The sequence below is a fragment of the Morganella morganii genome, from assembly GCF_041099235.1.
In the GTDB taxonomy this organism is placed as follows: domain Bacteria; phylum Pseudomonadota; class Gammaproteobacteria; order Enterobacterales; family Enterobacteriaceae; genus Morganella; species Morganella morganii_E.
Genome location: NZ_JBFZSO010000004.1, coordinates 57,453 through 78,369, shown reverse-complemented (window position 1 = coordinate 78,369; position 20,917 = coordinate 57,453). Strand labels below are relative to the sequence as shown.

Genomic DNA, 20,917 nt, shown 5'->3' with positions numbered 1-20,917 from the left:
ATGGCCCGTTCTCCACAAAAAGCTGCGTCTACTGGGAAAGCAGTAAAAAAACAAAGCAATAGTAAATTAAGCTTCCATAAACAACTGGTGCTTAACCGTTTTATGTTTCGCTTTTTCAAAGATGGGACTTTGCAAGGTTTAAAACTACGTTTAGGCGAAGACCGTTTTGAAGGCATTCATGAGGATGGACAAAGCTTGTTCTTCCATGAATTGAGTAACTATCTTTTTGAGGTCGATTTAATCGACCTTGATGAGCTGCGTCGCTACGACTTGAACATTGTTAAGCATTGGCAACAGATCACCAAACACCGTAACCGTAAAGAGGATACGGTACTGAATATGAAGTATTTCCAGTACTTATCTCTCTTATTTACAGAGATTTATCTCGACTGGCACTTCAACCGAAAACAAGAGCTGCTTAATGGGCTGAATCGTGAGCTTGAAGCTTACAATGTAGAAAACAGTAAAACAGCGAAAGACAGAGCTAATCAGTTTAGACAGTATATTTTGGATGATTTGAACAAGCTGGCATTTTGGAATGCTACGGGTTCAGGTAAGACGTTGTTATTACACGTTAATATTTTGCAGTATTTGCACTATTTTCAAAATGGTAATACCAGCCATTACCCTGACAAGATCATTCTGTTGACACCGGATGAGCGCTTGTCACAGCAGCACATGAATGAACTGTATGACTCAGGTTTTTCTCATATTCAGTTGTTTGATAAGTCTAAGCCAACACCGTTCAGAGGCACGATTGAAGTTATTGATATCAATAAACTTGCAGATGAAATGGGCGATAAAACGGTAGCGGTTGAAGCTTTTGAAGGTAAAAACCTTGTACTAATTGACGAAGGCCATAAAGGTACTGGTACTGCTGCTGGAGCTTGGATGCGTCGTCGTGACAAGTTGACCCGTGATGGCTTTGCCTTCGAGTATTCTGCTACCTTTGGTCAGGCTGTTTCCGACGGTAAAACGGTTGATACAATTGAAGCGGATATCAAAAAAAAGAAAGCTAAAATGTTGTTCGAAAAGACAGCTTTAGGTAAGTTAACTGAAGAGCAGTTGGCACAATTGGAATTAGATACTGAGGAGCAGCGTGACGCTCGAATTCAGGCAACACGCGAAGTGTATGGCAAATCAGTGCTATTTGATTACTCGTATAAATTTTTCTACGAGGACGGTTATGGTAAAGAGTCTTTAATCCTTAACCTGAACCCAGCGCAAGATAAACAAGATGAGCGACGTTATGAGTACTTCACTGCGTGTTTGCTTAGTTTTTACCAGCAGCAATATTTGTTCACTAAAAACAAAGACCAGTTAGCTGAGTTCAACATTGAAAAACCACTTTGGGTGTTTGTGGGAAACACTGTTGGCGGTGAAGATTCTGATATTCATGCGGTATTGCGCTTTTTAGCTTGGTTCTTGAATAATGAAGCACAAGCTAAAGCTTGGATAAAAGATCTGGTGGATAACAAAGCGCGGATTCTGGATACCAAAGATAGGAATATTTTTGAGAAGCGCTTTATAGCTTTGATGAATGGTCCTGAAGATATTTATGCCGATATTCTGGCCAAGTTATTCAACACAACTCATTCAGGCCAGCGTCTTCGAGTATTAAATCTGATAGGTAGTAAAGGTGAGTTGGCGCTTCAGGTTGGCGAAGCTACGCCATTTGGTTTGATTAACATTGGCGATTCACCATCGCTTTACAAGATGTGTGAAGAGGACGCCACCTTTGATTATCAAAGGGATGATTTTGCTAGATCACTCTTTCATACCTTGAACGATAAAGACTCTAAACTGCATATCTTGATTGGTTCTCGTAAGTTTACCGAAGGCTGGAGTAGTTGGCGTGTATCTACTATGGGTCTTTTAAATATGGGTAGAGGTGAAGGTTCGCAGATCATTCAGCTGTTTGGCCGTGGTGTACGCTTAAAAGGTCGCGACTACTCGCTAAAACGCAGCACGCCGGGGCAACGGCCAAAAGGGATTCATTTAGATAAGCTTGAAACTTTGAATATTTTTGGTGTTCGTGCCGATTACATGGCGACGTTCAAGCAGTATCTCGAAGACGAGGGGATTACTCCTAGTGATGAAATATTAGAGCTGAATTTTGAAACGCGTCCTAACTTACCGGCAACCAAGTTGAAAACGCTAAAATTAAAAGATGGGTATAAAGATAATCAGAAGCACGGTTTTAAGCGTGTTCATTTTCCTGAACTATATCAAGTTCCTGCTGAGTTCGAAGGGAAAATTAAACTTCCTCATGTGAAGTTAGACCTGTATCCAAAGCTTGAATCCATTGATACAAATAGAAAAGGCGACAACACGCCCGTCAATGTTCGATTTGAAGGTAAACTCGATTATAAAGTGGTTTCTGCATTCGACTTTGAGCGCTTATACCTTGCAGTTCAGGATTATAAATTGCAACGAGGTTGGTCGAATCTTCGTCTTGATAAGCAACGGTTAATGGATTTTTGTTTAGGCAATAGTGTTTTTTCAAACAAGTGGTATACACTGCTTATTCCGAAATCAGAACTAGATATCAAGCAATTTTCTGATGTTAAGAAGCAAGAAGATATTATGTTGCGCCTGTTGCTTGACTATACAGAGCGATTTTATAACGCGTTGAAAAATGCTTACGAAGGTCAGTTCTATCAGGTAACGCAAGTGCAGGAAGACGATCCTGGCATGATCAAAATGTATCATTTTGAAATTGAGGAATCGGATGACGGCTTGGATTATGCTCAGCGATTGGAGCAATTGCAGGATATCGTTGCTAAAGGGGATATTGGCAAAGCTAAAGAATGGAATGCTCCAGGAATGGTAGCTGTGACTTTTGACAAGCATTTGTACTATCCACTTCTCTCGATTGAAAAAAATGCTGACTTGCCCTTAAAAATGCGACCTATGGCATTTGATGCGCCAAGTGAAATTACTTTCATTCAAGATTTAGAGGCGTTTATTGAAACACCAAGAGGCCAGGAAATCATCGGTGATAAGAGCTTATATCTTCTACGTAACGCTGATACAAAATCAAAAGGATTAGGTTTTGCGACTGCGGGGAATTTTTATCCTGATTTTCTATTATGGCTAGTGGATGATAAAACGGGTAAGCAATGGCTTAGCCTTATTGATCCCAAAGGTATTCGAAACCTGAATTTAGATGACGCTAAGTTTGGGCTGTATTCTGAAATTAAAGCATTAGAGCCGAAACTCGCTGATAAAGACTTAAGCTTAAGTGCTTTCATCGTATCTGAAACGTTGCATTCGGATTTGATCAACGTATCTGAGTCAAAAGATAAACTTGAAGAGCGTAATGTTTTATTTATGGAAGATACTGGACCGGTTTATTTAGAGAAGCTGTTTAGAAAAATGGTTGCTTAGGCAGGACTGAAGGGCTGAAAAGCCCTTCGATTACATCCAATGTGTTGGTATCTCTAACTCGAAATTTTTAGCAACATACTGAAGCATCGTGATGATCTCACGATGTTTTTTTTCATCATAGGGTAACCCATCTTGCTTTTTCTGGATGATGTCTTTTAGCTCGTTCAGGTTGAACATTCCAAGCTTATAAAAATTTCCCCAGCTAGGAACTCCAAATAAGTTATAAATCGTTTCAGTGGCATCGCGCTCGCTAGCAAGACGCTTGGGTTCATCGATTTTAGCAAGAGCTGCTTCACCTTCTTCTTTTGTTTCGTATGTGTTGAGTTGTTTCATTGTTTTACCACTTAAATAGCTTAAAGATTCGATTATTTATCTGATGACAGATATTGCCATTTACTAAGGATGATACCACTTTTGCAGGGGTATTTATGCTTAGTAGATTTTTAAAGTCGCAACACCAACCTGAGTCAACTGAATCAGAAATTCAGCGCTATCCGCCATTTCTAAAGGGGTTGCCAGCTGCGTCACCCGAGGATTTGCAGTCCACACAAGACGAGCTAATTTCCAAACTGCGCCAAGTACTTGGCTTTAACCAGCGTGACTTTCAAAAGCTGATCCAGCCCTGCATTGACCATCTGGCGTCCTATGTTCACTTGTTGCAAGCTTCTGAGCATCATCATCACAGTGGTGCTGGTGGTTTATTACGTCATTCGTTGGAAGTTGCTTTCTGGGGGGCACAAGTAGCCGAAGGAATTGTCTTTGTTGCCAGTGGCAGACCTGTTGAGAAAAAAGAGCTTGAACCAAGGTGGCGTGTTGCAGCGGCCTTCGGCGTTTTGTTCCATGATATTAGCCCGTATCAGACTAGTCCCTAACAGACGAGGATGGCGGCTATCAGTGGAACCCTTTTAAAAGGCAGATAGCGCCCACTACCTGCCTAAGCAGCTTCTAGTACTGACTATAGCCTAGCCATATGGGGAATGTGGAAACAACACGAAAGGATAGGTGAGCTAAACACTAAGAATGCCGAATTACTTGTTGAGCTGACCGAACAAGTCAAAATCAATGCAGATTATCAAGAACGCGTCCAATCCCTCCATCAACTCGATACAAAACATACTCAGGAATTAGCTAATGCAAAAATTCAAATTGATAAGTTGCGTAACCCGATGATATTTTTTTGCTCTATAATATTCCTCTCTGCCATCAAGTAGGTATTGCCCAACTTAAAAATCATAAAACGAATTAATAACAAGTTAACGGGCCGCCCACTAGCCAATAAAATGTAAAAATAGAAGGTATACCCTGCAACAGCTGCTACATGTAGCAGCTGTTGCAGGTGCATTGATTGACATGAATAAGAGTGAAGGTGTTTAGTTATCTTTATTAGTCTGTTTTTCTTTCACGATGAGTAATGCGCGGCGTAATGTTTCTCTTTCTTCATGTTCATATTTTGATATTCCTGTGAATGATAATATGTTTGGAAGTGATTCGCCATAACCCGCTAGATTTTTATATAAATAAGAAAGGCAACCAAGGCAATTATATAATGTAGCCTCATTGAGTATACCTATCAGATTATCATTGGTTTCGTGTTTCGTTAATACTTTATTTTGAATGATAAGGCTTGCCAGTTCTTTATCTGTAAGCAACATTTTCTCCTGAAAAAAAGCTTCCCTTAATTTTTTAAGGGCGAGCTCAACCGAGTCGAGAAGCCCATAAACGGATTGTGAAGGAATTAGTTCGGAGTGATCATTATCATAAATAATCATTTTTTTTATCATTCTATTATATATCATGATTGAATGCAGAACTGTTTGGTTGTTGGGATCATTAATTACAGGGTTTTCTTCTATATCAGAAACTGACTGAGTAGGATTTTTAATGTCGTGTGTAACAATGATATATTCAGTATATACACCTTGATTTGTTAAAATAGGATTGATATAGGAGAGCAATGATCCGTATCGAATCGATTTTGGTTCAAACTTTATTTTTAATGCGAGATTGATAATAGCAAGTGTAGATGTAAAAAAACCTAATGGGAATTCTTCAAATGAGATTTCGTTAATAACCTCTCTTATGTTATCTAACTCGTTAGCGTAAAGTAGCTCAAGAATATAAGGGATTTCTTTGTATAATTTAAGAGATGGCACTTCGTCACAGAGCTCATCTAAGTGTGATGATAATTCAAAAATGCTTATTTTTTTTTGGGGGGAAAACTTAGATAATTTTATGGAAGGCACAAGAGTAGGTAAAGGCAGATGAGATTTATTTTCAAATATAAAGTTTTCTAAAATAGTAAGAATACCGTAACAATAACTAGGGATACATTGACACTCACATTCAGGGCCTTGGCCGCAATCATAGTCATCTTCACAACTAGAGATATCTATTTTCTCGTGAGAAATTAACACCTCGATATACTCATACAGTGCATTTTCCCCCAAAAAAATAGGATCATTTTCAACATTTTGGTAAAGATACTGTTCTAAAAAGAAGAGGGGATCTGGCGCTTCAAGTTTATCTTCAAGTAATTTTTTATAATTTGATACAAGTGGCGTCAGTAGGTGAGTGATTTTTTGAAAGGCGAGCAGGACACTAAGAGAAGTATAAGCAACTCTCAATTGCTCAAATTGGGTATCGTGTGGTTTACCTATCTCGCTCGCTTCTTTTTTGCAAGCATCAATAATCGTATCGATGTTACAAATTGTTGTGAATGATGAGGTTCTTATATTGTTAATTGAGGTTGTAATTTCAAAAAGATTAACAATGGGGTTGAACGCTAATGTCTTGATGTAGTATTTGAGATAGGCTCTCACCCCCTTACAGAGCGATTCGAGATTATTGTGATGATTGTCGTAGTATTCACTCAGTATAAAATGATGGATATGACTGTAAAAATGTAATTGTTCTTTATCGACGGAAAGACTCAGCGTTTTATACATATCTAATGCCACAATGGCGGGTATGGTGGCTTTTGTATATTTTCTTAATATTTCTTTTTTTTCTAAATTAGACACAACGTATTGAGCAATCAATGCGTTATACAGTTGCTCATATTTATAGAAAAACATCTGTCTTTCTGTCTGAGTAAAGACTGCTTTGCTATCGATGATATTAATCAATTTTTGATAAGTTTCTTTAGTATTGATGTTGTCATCACCATATTCCTGCGTTTTCAGATTACCTGTTTTTGCAAAAAAATCTTGATGTAATGAAAAATTTTCAATTTTTCTCTGGTTAGCTAGATTTAGCGTTTTATATTTTTTATTTTTATTTTTTCTTTCTTTTGTGTTGATTTTTTCTATTCTTTCCTTATTTAAAACTGTTATGTCGTAGGCTGTTAACATGATATTAGCAAAAATATGGGTGTACATGACATTCTCCAGTTGGTTTCCAATTTTCTACGAGGACATATTGCCAGATGATGTGGAAAATGAATATCTCTTAAGAACGTGAATCAATGGAGAATCAAATGCATCATCTAAACGAAAATATGAGTCAGAATAATTTGCCTATACGTATTTTACGTATGACCGAGTTAACGGTAATGCTAGGGATATCCAGATCGAGCATTTATGAAAAATTGAACCCTCGCTCTAAGTATTACGATGAGAATTTTCCTAAGCCTATCAAGCTTGGCGCCTCATCAGTTGGCTGGCAATATGCTTCAGTTGAAAAATGGTTAACTTCAAGAATGGTTTAATCAATAAGGCGGATGAAATGTCACAAAAAAATGAAGAGTTATATTTAAACATAGAGAAATTACCAGATTATTTTCAACGCATGATTGAGCAAGTACATATAAAAACAGGAGCGGCGGCTGAAATTATTTTGCCTACTCTGTTAAGTGTGATGTCCCTGTCGTGTCAGGATAGCTTTGATATTGAACCGATAAGTGGACGAAAATATCCACTGTCACTTTATCATGTTGTTTTGGCGAGGTCGGGGTGCCGAAAATCTACTGTTTATAAACTGCTCACAAAAGCAATTTCAGAATTTGAGCAACAACTCGAACAGGATTTTTATATTGAAAGAGATAATTATGAGCGGAGTCTGGTGCTATGGAATGTAAAATTTAGCGCATTAAATAAATGCTATCAAAAAGCGCTGAATCAGGGAATAAAAGTGAATGAAGCTTTTTTCAATTTAGAAGAGTGCCTTGTTCAAAAACCAGTAGCGCCAATAAAAAAACGTTTAGTAATCAATGATTCAACAAGTGAAAGTCTGGCTCAGGAGTTGGGGGATGGATATCCCGTATTGTCGCTGATGTCAGATGAGGCGGGTGAATTGTTTGAAAGTAGTTTATTGCGAAAAACACCATTACTAAATTCGCTTTGGTGCGCAGAGGGGAAATCGGTAAGCCGAGCATCTAGAGATAACTATGTCATCAAAGATTGTCGTTTTAGTCTGTTACTCATGGTCCAGCCAGCGTTATTTGACAGCTTTATGGATAAAAAAGGAAAGAAAGCAAAGAGTTCAGGTTTTTTAGCTCGCAGCTTATTAGTGGATCTAGATCAAATTCAGCAATTATGTGAGATAAAAAATGTTTCACATTCAACTGAATTAAGTTTAGCAGATTTATCGGCTACGTTAATAAAACATTTACAAAAAGGAATAAAACGTCGGGAAAATGACGAAGAACGCCATTGTATTACTTTAGCACATGATGCCCAAGGGGCGTGGAATGGCTATTATCAAGCTGTTAAAAAGATGATGGAGCCTGGTGGGGAATTACATGCTTATGATGATTACGCATCGCGCTTTATGGAGCATGCTTCTCGAATTGCTGGGGTGATGCAAATGTTTATGACACCCGATTCCACTGTTGTTACGTTGGAAACGCTGGAGTCGGCAGTCTATATTACTCAGTGGCATCTTAATCACTTTATCAAAAAAATAGATGATTTTAAGGAAGTCAGTGATGCTGAAAAACTCCTGTTATGGTTGGAGGAGCATCTTGTCAGTAATAAATCTTATGATTTTAGGCGAAATGATATCATTAAAAATGGCCCCTATTCACTGAGACGCTCTGACCGTTTGCGGCCTGCATTAGAAAAACTACAGCAGGAAGCTAAAGTTCAATTATTCGAAAAAAATGGGATTAACTATGTCAAGTTTACGGGGGCAAGAATGACACCTGAAGAGCTAGCCGAACGATTGAATATTCCGTTGAGTAGCAGAGGAGTATTCATACTCAATAACTCACCAAGATAAGGATAACTTCAGAGTTATTTTTAATAATATCAGTGAGTAGGATTATATCACCAAGCGAGGTTTATTGCGGCTTTGGGGAGGATTGAGTCTGTCTTTTATTAAATGGAATGATGTCGGTATAGGTAATATATATCATCTTACTAAATACAATACTAATTTATAATAATAACACCTATCAATCAACAAAGCAATGTTTATTTAATCACTGTACCTATTGTGTCTATAACTCACTGTGTTATGGATGCGATAGGTACTTAAACACGAATACAGATATCACTATTTCTATGATATAGGTAATAAAAATGTCAGATTATGCATTAACTAAAACAGAATTGGACCAACTGATAACTATCGCGAGTGATCGCTATGATTCCTCGATATCGTATTATATCCTTCGTCGATTACTGGCAGTGGTTGAGAATACACTAGAACACCATAACCGAGTATTTGCAATCCGAGTTGATTTACGATTCGCTCAGGATAGTAGTCCTGATGCCCCAGATATGCCTATATGTTTTCAACGCACGGATGAGCGAGCCATTACCCGTTTTATCGAGTCACTAAAAAGCCAACTGAGAGCCGCACATCATCGTACGGGGCGTTCAGGTACACCAGCACTCCCTTATTATGCTTGGGTAAGAGAACGTAACGAAAGTGAATATCCTCACTACCATTTAGTTTTGTTATTTAATCGTGATATATACGGCTATTTAGGCAACTATTTACAAGATGATGCCAATAATATGGCGACTAGAATACAACGGGCATGGTGTAGCGCCATTGGCTTAGTGTACCCAGACTATGCACCATTAGTTAACTTTCCAGAGAACCCCGTATTTCGATTTGATAGACGAGATGCTCTGGCCCGTCATTCTAATTATTTTGATTTCCTATTACGAATAACGTATCTGGCTAAAATGAATACCAAAGAGTTCATTACTGACTTTAGAAACTTTGGAACCAGTCAGGTTTAATTGAGAGGTATTAGCTCAGACTTGAACTAACAGGTTTTGTTGGGTAGAACATAACTAAGCCTGACCGACTGGTCTGAGCGAAGAACTGACATTAATGCTTTTAGCAGGGGCGCGACGTCAGGAGCGTCCCTTGCCTAAACTTGTTAAGGCATTTGCGAACAAACGCCACCAGTATTTGGGTTTAGAGCCAATGCACACTTCATACGAATACAGCCTATCTCGAATCAAGCAGGAACCATCCAAGATTGGCATAAAAGGTACATTCAACCTTTTCACAGCATCCCATTGGTGGGCATATTCGGTTTTGCAGCTCGGGCACTTTGGATTTGCTCCTGGAACAAACCTGCCTCCACAAGGACAATTTGGGAGAGTTGCCGCTATTTGCTCCAAGAGCTCTTGGTTGGCTTCATGCTCATAGAGCAGGGCATGATCTTGTTCTCTGTGGATTACATTCGAACAAGTATCACAGAAAAAGTGCGGGCAACTACCGCTCATACCGCTTGATTGCCAAGCAGGAGTTTCCTTTCCGCACTTAGGGTTTGGACATTTCATTTTCCCTACCCATGGTGCATTCGATTCGTAGTGTACGATCTTCATATAACCTTAACGCCCAGCACATCGGCTGGCAAAGCTGGCACGTAATTGCGCAGCAATTTGAGTGACAGCTTTGACAGTCCGTTGCTGCGGCTTGTTAGCCATTTTTTTCTACTGACCATGAGCTTCCTGTTGAACGAATAAATGCATCATACGTTCTGATTTGCAAGCGACCACCACTCAATCTATTCCAAGCCGCCTTAAGACTTTGTTTTCTAGGGTCATCTAATAGTTCACTCTCGCGCCCGACTATAAGACACCCTTCAGGCTCCCGGAAATCATTCAAACGCAAAGTATCTCGTAGATAGCTTTGTGCTGATGAGCAATAATCCACATAATTTAATAGTTGGCAAATACCATCGTTAACTGCATTGCTGAAAACAACATTGCCATTTCTTTCAGTAAAGATATTTTGGTCCGCTCCTTTTAATTCAACGACAAACCATTTATATCCATCAGATCCCTTTCCACCAACTATATAGTCGGGTTTAAGCCCGCGTTGTTCACTTGTTAAAGGCGGACGCACTTGTTGTTGAGGAATTACCCATGTCCCATGGTGACCAAACTGAGTAAAGTTCATAAATTTAGCTAATAAACCGCGATATTCTTGCAGATATTCATCAATTACTTTCTCACCCTTACGTGCATCTACCAATTCAGTAAACTCTGCCAGTCCATCATTCACTGTTCCAGGCTGAATCCAAAAGTCTTTTGGTGGAAAGTGATCTGGATACTTAAATTTGCTAGTTGATTCAATTTCTAACATTTAGACATTTCTCAAATTTCACACGGACTAAGTGGCTAGACATCATGATTCCCTGACCGAGGTGTCGACCTCCTGCGTTGTCGTGGGTTAGTCGAACCAGAGCCACACTGTTAATGAGCATTAATCATTAACAGAAACAGGAGATCGACATGTCTAAACCTAGCACGATTTTCATCGGCATGGATGTGCACGAAGAAACCACAGATGTTGCGTTTGTTTCTACCGAGGATAGTGCTGTCTCTTTTTACGGCACTATCCCTACCAACAGTCGTTCTGCTCTCAACATTATGAAGAAGTTTGCAAATAAAGCCAGTCACTTATGTGTGGTTTATGAAGCAGGCCCCTGCGGCTATTGGCTCTACCGATTGTTAAAACACAAGGGCATTGAATGTTGGGTGGTTGCGCCATCCCTCATCCCCAAAGCGTGCTGGCACATTATTTCTTTTCTCTGGCCTGTTATTTTTAGGTTAGCCCACTCTAAGTATCTAAGTTAAAGTGTTTTTCCTTCTTCAGTAACAAATAAGTGTGCCTATTGATTTACTCAAAGCGTGCCTGTTTTATGATTAAAGCAAATAACACTGTATATTCGACCAGATGTGCGACCAATGTCCGTTTTTGGCACACAGCAGTTAAATTCCTGACGCTGAAAGTCTGCGGTGAGCGAGTAGCGGGCGTTGCTGGTTTTTTGGATGCAGCCCTTCTAATGAGTAATTGGCATATAATTTTTTAACAACAATTAGTTAAACATACTCTCTTGATGTATGATTTTCTTTTTTATATCGGAATGGAAGAAAATACATGGGCAGTTATGCATATGATTATCTTAACGATTCACTACTTTTAGATGGGGCATTGGCATCACAGCTATACCAGGGTATATCTGATTTGACCTTAGAGAGGGAGCTAACCAGATATCGCGAGTACTGTCTTAAAATTCTTCCGGAAGTACGAAAAGATGTTAAAGCCAGTAATGATGCGCTTAGCTGTATGGCTACTGATACGATGTCTCATATCTCACGACTTAAACAAGCAGCATTATACTTAGAGGAAGCTATAGTCTCAGATCCTATTTTCAAACTAACTGACTTTAGAAGCGCTTCGACTGAAGCTATAACTTCATTTATGGGTGTGACATCAACACCGATGATTGATCGCAGAGAATTAGCTAATGCTGCAATCAGACTTATTGAATTGCGTCCATTAGTAGTAGGTGGTTACGTTAAGTTGTATCCCGTAAGTTTCGAGTTAGAACGTGGCGAAGAGATTCCTTTGCTTTATTCTAATAAAGGGTTCGAAGATTGTTTACCATCAAATATCCTAAAACAATACAAAACAAATGCTGATGTACGAAGTGTCCAAAACGACAATGGACGCATGTTGGTTATGAGAGATCTTTATCTATGCAGAAATATTAGTATTCACTTTAAAGGGATGGAAGGTGGGTTTGTAATGGGATATATGCTTAATCCTACTGAAATTAAACCGGCAAATAAAGAAAATGTATACACCTTCATACAAAAGAAATCATCAGAACCACCATCAAAAGAAGATTTTGTTGCATGGGTAAGACAATCTGTAAATCAAACTGCCAGAAACCATTATATCGATCTGAATAAACGGATCGCTCTATGCGAATATCTTGGATGCATGTTTGGTACTGAGCATCCGTTTGAAAGTAATTTACTAAACATGAACTTTGACTCCAGTGATATTAAAGCAAATACTTTAAATTGTACTCTTCAAATGGATGTTCCCTTTCTAGAACAAATATCGTCGGCTGATTTAATGTCTATCCGAAACAATGATGGTGAAGCATTTCAATCGTTCCGCTCGGAACTAGAGAGAGGTTTACGTCAGGCTAGGCATGAATCAGATCCTAGTCGTGTACGTGCTATTATAGAGGACACACAACATGAACTATTTGAAGTTCAAATGAGTCAGATTGCCCCCCAGGTTAGTCACATAAAAAAAACACACTTGACTGAAGTTGCTATCGCAACTGCTGGTTTAGGGCTGAGCGTGTTGACTGGCGGCACTAGTTTACTCGCGACAGCGATCGCAGTGGCACACGGCTATAAGTCACACAGTGACTACAAATCAAAAGTAACAGCGAACCCATGCCATTTTTTATGGAACGTAAAAATGAAGGCAGAACAAAACTGACGATTTTCTCTTGTGGTGTAGTTGCATACCGATTTGGGCTGCATAAGCAGAAGTGTGCTATGTCTGCCTCTGGCACATTGCAGCAATCCAGACAGGATTAAACCTTAACTATGAACCAATAAAATATTGGGTTAATAAAGCATTGAAAGCGAGCTAGACTGCGAGTTTCAAGTTCCCAAAATTCTCACGCTTAGATTTCATTTTTTCTTCAACACGACGAGACTCCTGCCTTGTTTCAATAGCCGTAGAAGTTGTCACTGCTCGAATAAGTCGAGTACGTGTTGGTTTTGTTGCTTGAGTTAATTCATTCTTGTTCATACCTATCTTACCTCAAATTAACGATAGTAAATTATTATCATTATTTTTTATATGACCACATAATTACAAACTCTATTAATAGATAATGCCAGTTTAAACAAAGCACGCTCGTAATCTTTTATTACTGGTTCATTATCTGTTTTAGAGTTTTGATGTGTTGCCATTTGCAAAGCTGCATATGCCTGACCAAACAATGTTGAAAAATTAGTATTAACTGGAATCTGAGCACCAAATTTTGAATAAATAACTTTTTTAAGATTTTTAGTATTGGAAGACATATTGAGAATAACGCAACATGCAGAAATTGAAAGGGAAATGCTAAGTTTTATCGGTGCCGGTTAAATAACTGGCACCAGAGAAATTAACGCCAGCGTTCTGTCGCCCAGGCGGCCTGCTGTTGTGCGTCGTGGAACGTCCAGGCCACGAAGCGACTGATTTTTTGCCCCTGCGCCATTTCAATGGTACGGACTTCGGCCGCATCCACCAGCTTTAACGCGTGATAAATCGAAGGCAGGGTAGTGTTTTTAGAAATCAACGAGGTGAACCACAGGCAGTTTTGTGCCAGGCTAACGCTCTCCTCTACCATTTTACGCACAAAAGCTTCTTCACCGCCTTCACACCATAGCTCTTTATTTTTGCCGCCAAAGTTCTGTAGCGGCGTGTCGGCTACCTTGCCTTTACCCAGCTTGTGCAGTTTGCGACGGGTGCTGGCTTGCGCTTCCTGTTCAGAGCTGTGGAACGGTGGATTACACAGTGTGGCATCAAATTTCTCCGCCACGCCGATGATGCCGTTCAAAATAAATTCAGTTTGTTTTTGTAAACGCAGGCGCACGCCGTTTCTCAGTGTCGGATTCATCTCCACGATCATTTTGGCCGAATTGAGCGATATCGGATTAATCTCCGAACCGGTAAAACGCCAGCCGTATTCACGCAGGCCAATAATCGGATAAATACAGTTGGCGCCAACACCCACATCAAGGATCGCCACGCCTTTACCGCGAGGGAACTCACCGCCGTTGCTGGTCGCCAGTAGGTCGGCCAGATGGTGTAAATAGTCGGCACGCCCAGGGATCGGTGGGCACAGATAATCGGCGGGAATGTCCCAGTGTTCGATACCATAAAAATGTTGCAGCAACGCACGGTTGAGCATTTTAACCGCCGCAGGATCGGCAAAATCTATCGAGATGTCGCCCCAGGCGTTCGGCTTGACGAACGGCTCCAGTGCCGGGCAACTGGCGATCAGCGCCGGGAAATCATAGCGTGAACGATGACGGTTACGCGGGTGTAAGCCGCTTTTCTGCTGCAGGAAGGTTTTCTTTTTTTCCACCGTGAAGGGTTCTCTTAAAGGTATTTCTGACGCGTACGATACCATATACCCTATAGCTTTCAAGTTGCAGCTAACAGCTCGGGATGAAACCGTATTAAGCCTGCATTCAGAGTTTATGCCGGAATGTCCTACTCTTTATACCCAACGTAATTCAAGATGCAGGAAGGCGGCAAGGGAAGATAAACAGGGAACATACATTAGTATGTGACCCGGCTGGCTGAGTGCGGCCAACGAACCTGCCCACATGTAAAATTCAAATGGCTGTTTTGAGAAGCGGACAGCCGGGTAAACTCGTTTTTGGAAATTTCTGTGTTATGAATGCCATCAGTGTCTGCCTTGTTCACATAAATAAAAATATTGGAAAACTTTATATCAGTGGCCAGTTTTAGTGAGCCACTACAATATGATATGATTAAATTTTTGATATTAAACACTGTGTAATGTTTAGTATTGGGAGTGACATGAACTTTAATCAAACCACAGTATTGGCTTTCTTTGAACCCTCCAGGGTTAGTTACGAGATCCCTGTATACCAGCGGGCTTATGCTTGGGGAGAGAATAACTGGAATGAATTCTTGTCAGATCTTTATGAGCAAGTAGATGGGGAAAACAACTATTTTTTCGGGAATATTCTTCTTGAATGCGTTGAAAAGAACAAGTTATACGAAATCATTGACGGCCAGCAAAGGGTCACTACCATTACTATATTTGTTCGCTCTCTACTCAATGTATTAAAGACACGAGATGACCTGTCAGAGCATAATTTTGACATTGAAGACACTGAAGAAGCTTTCATCAGAGATAAAAATATTAAACTCCGCCCAGTTGAATATGATCGAAGTTGTTATGACTGCTTAATTGTCGAAAATCACGATCAGTTTGATGCTTATTCTCCATCACAAAAGAAACTACTTGAAGCGAAAGCATACTTCACTAAACAACTCTCTAAACTAGATACTGCACGCCTTGTCAGTATCCAAGATAAGCTTGAAAATACCGACCTTACCATCATCGAGTTGGAGGGTAAGAAGGATGCGGCTCTGATGTTTGAACTGGAAAATAATAGAGGCAAAGAATTGACCAATATGGAAAAGGTCAAATCGTATTTCATGTATCAGATGTACGTGAATAGCCCTGCTGACGATGTTGATAACAATATCGAATTTGTATCGAACATATTTAAACACATTTATCAGAGAATCAACAATATAGAGCGGATTAATGAAGATAGTGTGCTGATTTACCACAACAATGCGTATATCAAGGGGTATGCCTACCGCACTTTGGATGACTTGAAGGAAGCTTTCCGTAACAAAGATGACAAAGTTACCTGGATAAAAGGGTACGTTCGAAGTTTAAACGATTCATTCGTGGCCATAGATAAGTTACAACATGAAAAGAGTTTGTATGCGAAAAGGCTGTTTAAACTTGGGATCCCCGCGTACATTTACCCATTCATTATTAAGGGCTACCGTTATAACTCTTCAGATCTCCCAACTCTTTTCCGCATTCTTGAAGTGATAACCTTTAGGGCTAAGCTCATCAATAGTCGGGCAAATATTCAAGAGCGTCTCAATGAAATTCTGCTCTCCTACGATGGCAACAATGCTGTCTTATCAGAAAAAATAGCAAGTAAGCTCAACGATACGTGGTATTGGAGTGATACAAATATGAAGAACTATCTACATGGCGGGATGTACGGAAATAATGTACTAAGCTACCTGCTTTGGAGCTACGAGAGTTATCTTCAGAGAGTTGGATATTCAGTCGAAGGGTTCAAGATTACCAACCAACAAATTGAACATATAGCACCGCGCACGCCTACTGATGGAAGTCCTCTCGAAACAGGATATGAACTCAATGAGCAGGGTGAATATTCCGAGGACTTTAGCTCTGAATACCTCAATTGTCTTGGCAACCTGATGCTCATATCAGGGTCGCACAATGCGTCCATCGGAAACAAACCATTTGCCGATAAGTTAATGTCTTACAGAAAGACCCCCATTCTTAACCAACAGGCTGAGATTGCTTCTTTCGTTAAAGATAGCGAGAACCCAGTGTGGGATTGTGAAGCAATAGATAAACGGCATAACAAAATCGTAGACTTTGCGATCACTGAGTGGTCATTTCGGTAAAGGGTAACCAGCCATTATCCAGAATCTATTGAGGCTGGATAGTGGCAACAGGCGGTTCATATATGTCGCAAAGTTATGAAGAAGTACAAGCCAACTGATTTTCAGATATTTACCCTGTGATTTTGTACCTAATTATTTGCAAAAATCGATAGTAGATTAAACTCCTATTAATAAAGTCTAGATGGTTAAAATCGGTCAGATTTGGTGTGGATTTGCCTGTAGTGACATAAGTTTTCTACAGCCCATGCCTTCTATTGTTAATAAGAGATAAAAGAGCTAGCCATATTGGCTAGCTCTTTAGTTTAAGGCAAGAGATAATCAGCCCACGCTTGCATCATAGGGCGTCGCTGATCTAATAGGTCCGTTCGGTGATAAGCTGCTTCCACTTTATTTTTGACTGTATGAGCGAGTGCTCTTTCAGCTAAATCCCGAGAATAGCCATGCTCAGAGCACCAATCCCGGAAAGTTGAACGAAAGCCATGTGCTGTTGCAACGCGATTAGGATTATCGCTTGGGGCTTTCGTACGCCGTAAGAATGCAGTGAGCACCATGTCGGAAAGGACAACTTGTTTTCTGGGGGAAGGAAAAACCAATTCATCATGTAGCCCTTTTAAGCTATGGAGTAGCGACATAGCTTGATCCGATAAGGGAACTCGATGCTGCATGCCAGCTTTCATTCTTTCGGCTGGGATAGTCCAAACTCGTTGTTTAAAATCAATTTCTCCCCATCGCATGGCTCTAGCCTCTCCAGAACGTGAGGCGGTGAGTATGACAAATAAGAGTAAGGCACGAGTGACATTGTATCGTTCATCTGTGGATACATAGGTTGCAATATAAAGAGGGAGTGATTTCCATGGCATTGCAGGTTGATGTTCGGTACGGATACTCACGCTGATTTGTTGTGGTAATAAATGGGCGACCACATCGACAGGGTTAGCAGAACAATAACTATGTGCCCATGCCCATTGCATAACCGCATGGATACGTTGTTTGACGCGAGAGGCAGTTTCGGAGCGAGTTAACCAGATAGGGCGTAATGTGTCAGCTATATCAGCGGGGGCAATGGTATCTAATGTCATTGAGCCGATAAATGGAAATACATATTGTTCCAGTGTAGTGATCCATTGTTTACCGTGTTTTTCATTTTTCCAGCCAGGAAGTAATTCAGTATGAAGTTTACGAGCAGCATCTTCAAAAGAAGGGATTGATGGCTTCTCGGAAATTGATTTTTTGAACTCAAGGGGATCAATACCTTTGATTATTTGCTCTCTCATTATTGAAGCAATATTTGACACTTCTGAAATTGTGATTTCTGGGTAACTACCTAAACCCGCATTTCGGCGTTTTTGTGTTACTGGGCTCATATAGCGAAGTACCCACTTTCCTCTTCCTTTTGTTGATGATGGATGTAGAGTGAGACCCGTGATACCGCCATGAGGTAATGGTTTATCCCCAGGTTGTATATTCTTAGCTTTGGTATTGGTTAATAAAGCCATGGTGAATTTATCCTAAGGTTGAGTATGCCATCTGGTATGCCATTGTTGTTAGGCTTTGTATGGAGAATATTATACATGTTTGGATTTGAATTTAAATAATCTATTGATATTCCGTTACTAATTGAATATCTATGGATGGGGTTGGATTTATATTAAGCGGACTCCTCCTCCGCCATCTTAACTCCTGATAATATCTCCTGACGTTTTTCAATTTCTGATAAATCAAGCCCCACTGCAAAATTTCTTTCTGACGAAGTCTGCTGGTGTTTTTCTGATTCTCTTCAGTTTCCCCTATGTAATACCTCATTCTGTGCTGCTATTTTCTGAATCCCGGTTACTTCTCGTCAGACTAGTTATTTAAGTGATAAAAATAAAACAGCATAATATTGTGTTTTTATCCATATATCTTGTATTCAGCGGAATTAAAAATCCGGTAGGTTTGTATAATTTTCCGGAATGATATTTTTATTGTTATAATTCATTGTATTACGTGACATTTGTATTTGGTTAAATATTTATTTTTCTGATCATAAGGGGAATGGTTGTTTTCTCTGTTTTTTACAGTGTATTAGCGAGACATGTTAAAAAATATGATTGCTTGTCATTTTTTTGATCTGACATATTTCACTGCATTAACCGGTCATTAGTGTTACTTAAGGTCAGATATCCTGTGAGATACAGCCCTTCCTCCGGTCTTTACAGACCAGTAAGTAAAATTTATCCTTTAATCATTATCACCATGCGCACTGGCTGATGACGAAGTCACTCGTCCGGTAACGATTTGTTACCTGTTAATAAATAAGGAATTTTATCATGCCAACTCCATGCTATATCTCCATCGAAGGTAAAACTCAGGGCAATATTACTGCCGGTGCGTTTACCGCTGAATCCGTCGGCAATATCTATGTGCAGGGTCATGAAGATGAGATGCTGGTGCAGCAGTTTGACCATATCGTTACTGTTCCGACCGACCCGCAATCCTGACAGCCGTCCGGCCAGCGTGCGCACCGTCCGTTTAAATTCACCGTCGCACTGAACAAAGCGGTTCCGTTGCTGTACAACGCCCTGGCGGCGGGTGAAATGCTGCCGAAAGTGCAGTTGAAATGGTACCGCACTTCGGTTGAAGGGAAGCAGGAGCATTTCTTCACCACGTCTTTGGAAGACGCGACTATCGTTAATATCTACTGCAAAATGCCGCACTGTCAGGATCCGCAAAAAACGGACTACACGCAACTGATCGAAGTGTCACTCTCTTACCGTAAAATCGACTGGGAACATACCGTTGCCGGCACCTCCGGTGCTGATGACTGGCGTGCGCCAACCGAAGCGTAATGATACCGGCCCGGACAGGATGACTGCCGGGCCGCGCTGTTTTCAATGACGGGAGTCGGCATGATACCTTCCATTTCTGATTTGCTGCCGGGGCATTCCGGGCTGGTGTTTACCTGCAAAATCGGCCGGTTGCCGGAACAGACCTTTCAGGTCACCGAATTCTCGCTCAGTGAATCCCTTTCTTCGCTGTTTTCACTGACCATCAGCGCGGTCAGCCTGCTGCCGTCGATCACCTTTGAGGATCATCTCGGCTCTGCCGCCTCACTGACCGTAACCCGTGACGGCGTCAAAGTCCGTACCGTTCAGGGGCTGCTGGCCTCTGCGGAACAGGGCAATACCGACGGCAACAAAACCTGGTATCACTTTCTGATCCGTCCTGAAATGTGGATTATGACGCTGAATCAGGACAGCCGCATCTTCCAGAAGCAATCCGTGCCGGAAGTGCTGGCAACTATCAAAGCGTTTTATGAAGAGCTCCACAATGCGTTCAGACGGCAGGACCTGGCGAAAATACGGAATATGACCGGCGGGGCCCGGGAGATGTTAGCCACCACGCAGGGCGGCACACCGGACAGTATGTGGGATTCCATGGATTTTAAGCGCTATTTTGATAATGGCTTTAAAACAGTTCCGGTTAACTGGGATAAATACGAATTACATACGTATAAAGACGGCAGAATATTTCGTTACGAACTCGGTTATGATCGGGTATCACCTATCGAACTGGAGAATAGAGACGGCGACAATTTTGTCTATAACCCGTATCTTTCTGTCATCAACGGTAAGGTAACCGTTGTTCATTAATATAAAAGAGAGCCATTACTGCTGCACTGTAATTGCTTTTTCTGACTGAATAAGGAGCTGTATGCCTTCCGTCATTCTTATCGGGGACATTGGTACCGGTCATGACAGCCATAAACCCACGAAAGTCATATCCGGCTCCGGTACTGTCAAAGCGGATGATAAAGCAATTGCCCGGTTGGGTGATTCTCTGGAATCTCATGGTAACCACAGCCGGACTATTGTCAGCAGTTCCGGGAGTGTTTTTATTGACGGAAAGCCCGCGGCAAGAAACGGTGATAAAATTAACTGCGGCGGGGTACTAACCGGAAAATCAACCGTCAGGGTTGGTTAAACAAACTACCGGGGCGGTAAACACCGTGAAGAGATGAGTGTCCTCCTTGAACTGACCGCTACCGCCAAAA

At 40.7% G+C, this 20,917-nt stretch carries 15 protein-coding genes and 3 pseudogenes; 12 read left to right on the top strand and 6 right to left on the bottom strand.

Annotated features, from left to right (window positions below):
- Positions 1-3,390, top strand: a complete 3,390-nt coding sequence (locus AB7038_RS08825) for a DEAD/DEAH box helicase family protein (protein ID WP_369453149.1) — start codon at positions 1-3, stop codon at positions 3,388-3,390.
- A gap of 30 nt (positions 3,391-3,420) precedes the next feature.
- Here the strand turns inward: AB7038_RS08825 and AB7038_RS08820 are convergent, their stop codons facing one another.
- A complete protein-coding gene (locus AB7038_RS08820) occupies positions 3,421-3,723 on the bottom strand; it encodes a hypothetical protein (protein WP_273800751.1) in 303 nt (100 codons plus the stop codon).
- Positions 3,724-3,869: 146 nt separating this feature from the next.
- On the opposite strand from AB7038_RS08820, the pseudogene AB7038_RS08815 reads away from it, so the two are divergent.
- Both AB7038_RS08815 and AB7038_RS08810 read left to right on the top strand, forming a co-directional pair.
- Positions 3,870-4,333: pseudogene (locus AB7038_RS08815) on the top strand (TraI domain-containing protein); the annotation flags it as partial.
- Between the two features lie 34 nt (positions 4,334-4,367).
- Entirely contained in the window at positions 4,368-4,601 is a 234-nt protein-coding gene (locus tag AB7038_RS08810; protein WP_161729449.1) for a lysis system i-spanin subunit Rz, read from the top strand.
- Positions 4,602-4,760: 159 nt separating this feature from the next.
- Here the strand turns inward: AB7038_RS08810 and AB7038_RS08805 are convergent, their stop codons facing one another.
- Complete coding sequence (locus AB7038_RS08805; protein WP_369453148.1) at positions 4,761-6,767, bottom strand: hypothetical protein; 2,007 nt, start codon at positions 6,765-6,767, stop codon at positions 4,761-4,763.
- An 86-nt stretch (positions 6,768-6,853) separates the two neighbouring features.
- Between AB7038_RS08805 and AB7038_RS08800 the strand changes: the two genes are divergently transcribed.
- The 3 genes from AB7038_RS08800 (at position 6,854) to AB7038_RS08790 (ending at position 9,581) form a co-directional block, all read left to right on the top strand.
- Positions 6,854-7,096, top strand: a complete 243-nt coding sequence (locus AB7038_RS08800; protein WP_164528599.1) for a helix-turn-helix transcriptional regulator — start codon at positions 6,854-6,856, stop codon at positions 7,094-7,096.
- Positions 7,097-7,113: 17 nt separating this feature from the next.
- The gene (locus AB7038_RS08795) at positions 7,114-8,607 is read left to right on the top strand and encodes a YfjI family protein (protein WP_369453147.1); all 1,494 of its coding nucleotides are present in this window, start codon (positions 7,114-7,116) and stop codon (positions 8,605-8,607) included.
- A gap of 302 nt (positions 8,608-8,909) precedes the next feature.
- Entirely contained in the window at positions 8,910-9,581 is a 672-nt protein-coding gene (locus AB7038_RS08790; RefSeq protein WP_369453146.1) for an inovirus Gp2 family protein, read from the top strand.
- A gap of 691 nt (positions 9,582-10,272) precedes the next feature.
- Here the strand turns inward: AB7038_RS08790 and AB7038_RS08785 are convergent.
- The gene (locus AB7038_RS08785) at positions 10,273-10,941 is read right to left on the bottom strand and encodes a Shedu anti-phage system protein SduA domain-containing protein (protein ID WP_243210029.1); all 669 of its coding nucleotides are present in this window, start codon (positions 10,939-10,941) and stop codon (positions 10,273-10,275) included.
- 149 nt (positions 10,942-11,090) lie between these two features.
- On the opposite strand from AB7038_RS08785, the gene AB7038_RS08780 reads away from it, so the two are divergent.
- Both AB7038_RS08780 and AB7038_RS08775 read left to right on the top strand, forming a co-directional pair.
- Complete coding sequence (locus AB7038_RS08780; protein ID WP_210786599.1) at positions 11,091-11,435, top strand: hypothetical protein; 345 nt, start codon at positions 11,091-11,093, stop codon at positions 11,433-11,435.
- Between the two features lie 304 nt (positions 11,436-11,739).
- On the top strand, positions 11,740-13,104 hold the full coding sequence (locus tag AB7038_RS08775) for a hypothetical protein (RefSeq protein ID WP_369453145.1): 1,365 nt from the start codon (positions 11,740-11,742) through the stop codon (positions 13,102-13,104).
- Between the two features lie 365 nt (positions 13,105-13,469).
- Here AB7038_RS08775 and AB7038_RS08770 read toward each other — a convergent pair whose 3' ends face one another.
- Both AB7038_RS08770 and rlmF read right to left on the bottom strand, forming a co-directional pair.
- Positions 13,470-13,700, bottom strand: coding sequence for a hypothetical protein (locus tag AB7038_RS08770; RefSeq protein ID WP_369453144.1), 231 nt, complete (start codon positions 13,698-13,700; stop codon positions 13,470-13,472).
- A gap of 83 nt (positions 13,701-13,783) precedes the next feature.
- Positions 13,784-14,749 carry a 23S rRNA (adenine(1618)-N(6))-methyltransferase RlmF gene (rlmF, locus tag AB7038_RS08765; protein ID WP_210786593.1) on the bottom strand — a complete coding sequence of 322 codons (966 nt, stop codon included), beginning with the start codon at positions 14,747-14,749 and terminating at the stop codon, positions 13,784-13,786.
- Positions 14,750-15,210: 461 nt separating this feature from the next.
- On the opposite strand from rlmF, the gene AB7038_RS08760 reads away from it, so the two are divergent.
- The gene (locus tag AB7038_RS08760; RefSeq protein WP_369453143.1) at positions 15,211-16,884 is read left to right on the top strand and encodes a DUF262 domain-containing protein; all 1,674 of its coding nucleotides are present in this window, start codon (positions 15,211-15,213) and stop codon (positions 16,882-16,884) included.
- A gap of 302 nt (positions 16,885-17,186) precedes the next feature.
- Here AB7038_RS08760 and AB7038_RS08755 read toward each other — a convergent pair whose 3' ends face one another.
- Positions 17,187-18,380, bottom strand: a complete 1,194-nt coding sequence (locus AB7038_RS08755) for a tyrosine-type recombinase/integrase (protein ID WP_115113542.1) — start codon at positions 18,378-18,380, stop codon at positions 17,187-17,189.
- 813 nt (positions 18,381-19,193) lie between these two features.
- Here AB7038_RS08755 and AB7038_RS08750 point away from each other — a divergent pair.
- The 3 genes and pseudogenes from AB7038_RS08750 to AB7038_RS08740 all read left to right on the top strand — a co-directional run bounded on the left by AB7038_RS08750 (position 19,194) and on the right by AB7038_RS08740 (position 20,847).
- Positions 19,194-19,712 (top strand): annotated as a pseudogene (locus AB7038_RS08750) (Hcp family type VI secretion system effector).
- A gap of 60 nt (positions 19,713-19,772) precedes the next feature.
- A pseudogene (locus tag AB7038_RS18175) lies at positions 19,773-20,252 on the top strand (contractile injection system protein, VgrG/Pvc8 family); the annotation flags it as partial.
- 325 nt (positions 20,253-20,577) lie between these two features.
- Entirely contained in the window at positions 20,578-20,847 is a 270-nt protein-coding gene (locus AB7038_RS08740; protein ID WP_368888673.1) for a PAAR domain-containing protein, read from the top strand.
- The last annotated feature ends 70 nt before the right edge of the window (positions 20,848-20,917 follow it).

What these genes read in the sequence shown, in the direction of transcription:
- AB7038_RS08805 (WP_369453148.1), bottom strand. Translation starts at nt 6,767, where the DNA reads ATGTACACCCATATTTTTGCTAATATCATGTTAACAGCCTACGACATA.
- AB7038_RS08780 (WP_210786599.1), top strand. Translation starts at nt 11,091, where the DNA reads ATGTCTAAACCTAGCACGATTTTCATCGGCATGGATGTGCACGAAGAA.
- AB7038_RS08825 (WP_369453149.1), top strand. Translation starts at nt 1, where the DNA reads ATGGCCCGTTCTCCACAAAAAGCTGCGTCTACTGGGAAAGCAGTAAAA.
- AB7038_RS08800 (WP_164528599.1), top strand. Translation starts at nt 6,854, where the DNA reads ATGGAGAATCAAATGCATCATCTAAACGAAAATATGAGTCAGAATAAT.
- AB7038_RS08810 (WP_161729449.1), top strand. Translation starts at nt 4,368, where the DNA reads ATGTGGAAACAACACGAAAGGATAGGTGAGCTAAACACTAAGAATGCC.
- AB7038_RS08770 (WP_369453144.1), bottom strand. Translation starts at nt 13,700, where the DNA reads ATGTCTTCCAATACTAAAAATCTTAAAAAAGTTATTTATTCAAAATTT.
- AB7038_RS08755 (WP_115113542.1), bottom strand. Translation starts at nt 18,380, where the DNA reads ATGGCTTTATTAACCAATACCAAAGCTAAGAATATACAACCTGGGGAT.
- AB7038_RS08795 (WP_369453147.1), top strand. Translation starts at nt 7,114, where the DNA reads ATGTCACAAAAAAATGAAGAGTTATATTTAAACATAGAGAAATTACCA.
- AB7038_RS08740 (WP_368888673.1), top strand. Translation starts at nt 20,578, where the DNA reads ATGCCTTCCGTCATTCTTATCGGGGACATTGGTACCGGTCATGACAGC.
- AB7038_RS08820 (WP_273800751.1), bottom strand. Translation starts at nt 3,723, where the DNA reads ATGAAACAACTCAACACATACGAAACAAAAGAAGAAGGTGAAGCAGCT.
- AB7038_RS08785 (WP_243210029.1), bottom strand. Translation starts at nt 10,941, where the DNA reads ATGTTAGAAATTGAATCAACTAGCAAATTTAAGTATCCAGATCACTTT.
- AB7038_RS08760 (WP_369453143.1), top strand. Translation starts at nt 15,211, where the DNA reads ATGAACTTTAATCAAACCACAGTATTGGCTTTCTTTGAACCCTCCAGG.
- AB7038_RS08775 (WP_369453145.1), top strand. Translation starts at nt 11,740, where the DNA reads ATGGGCAGTTATGCATATGATTATCTTAACGATTCACTACTTTTAGAT.
- AB7038_RS08790 (WP_369453146.1), top strand. Translation starts at nt 8,910, where the DNA reads ATGTCAGATTATGCATTAACTAAAACAGAATTGGACCAACTGATAACT.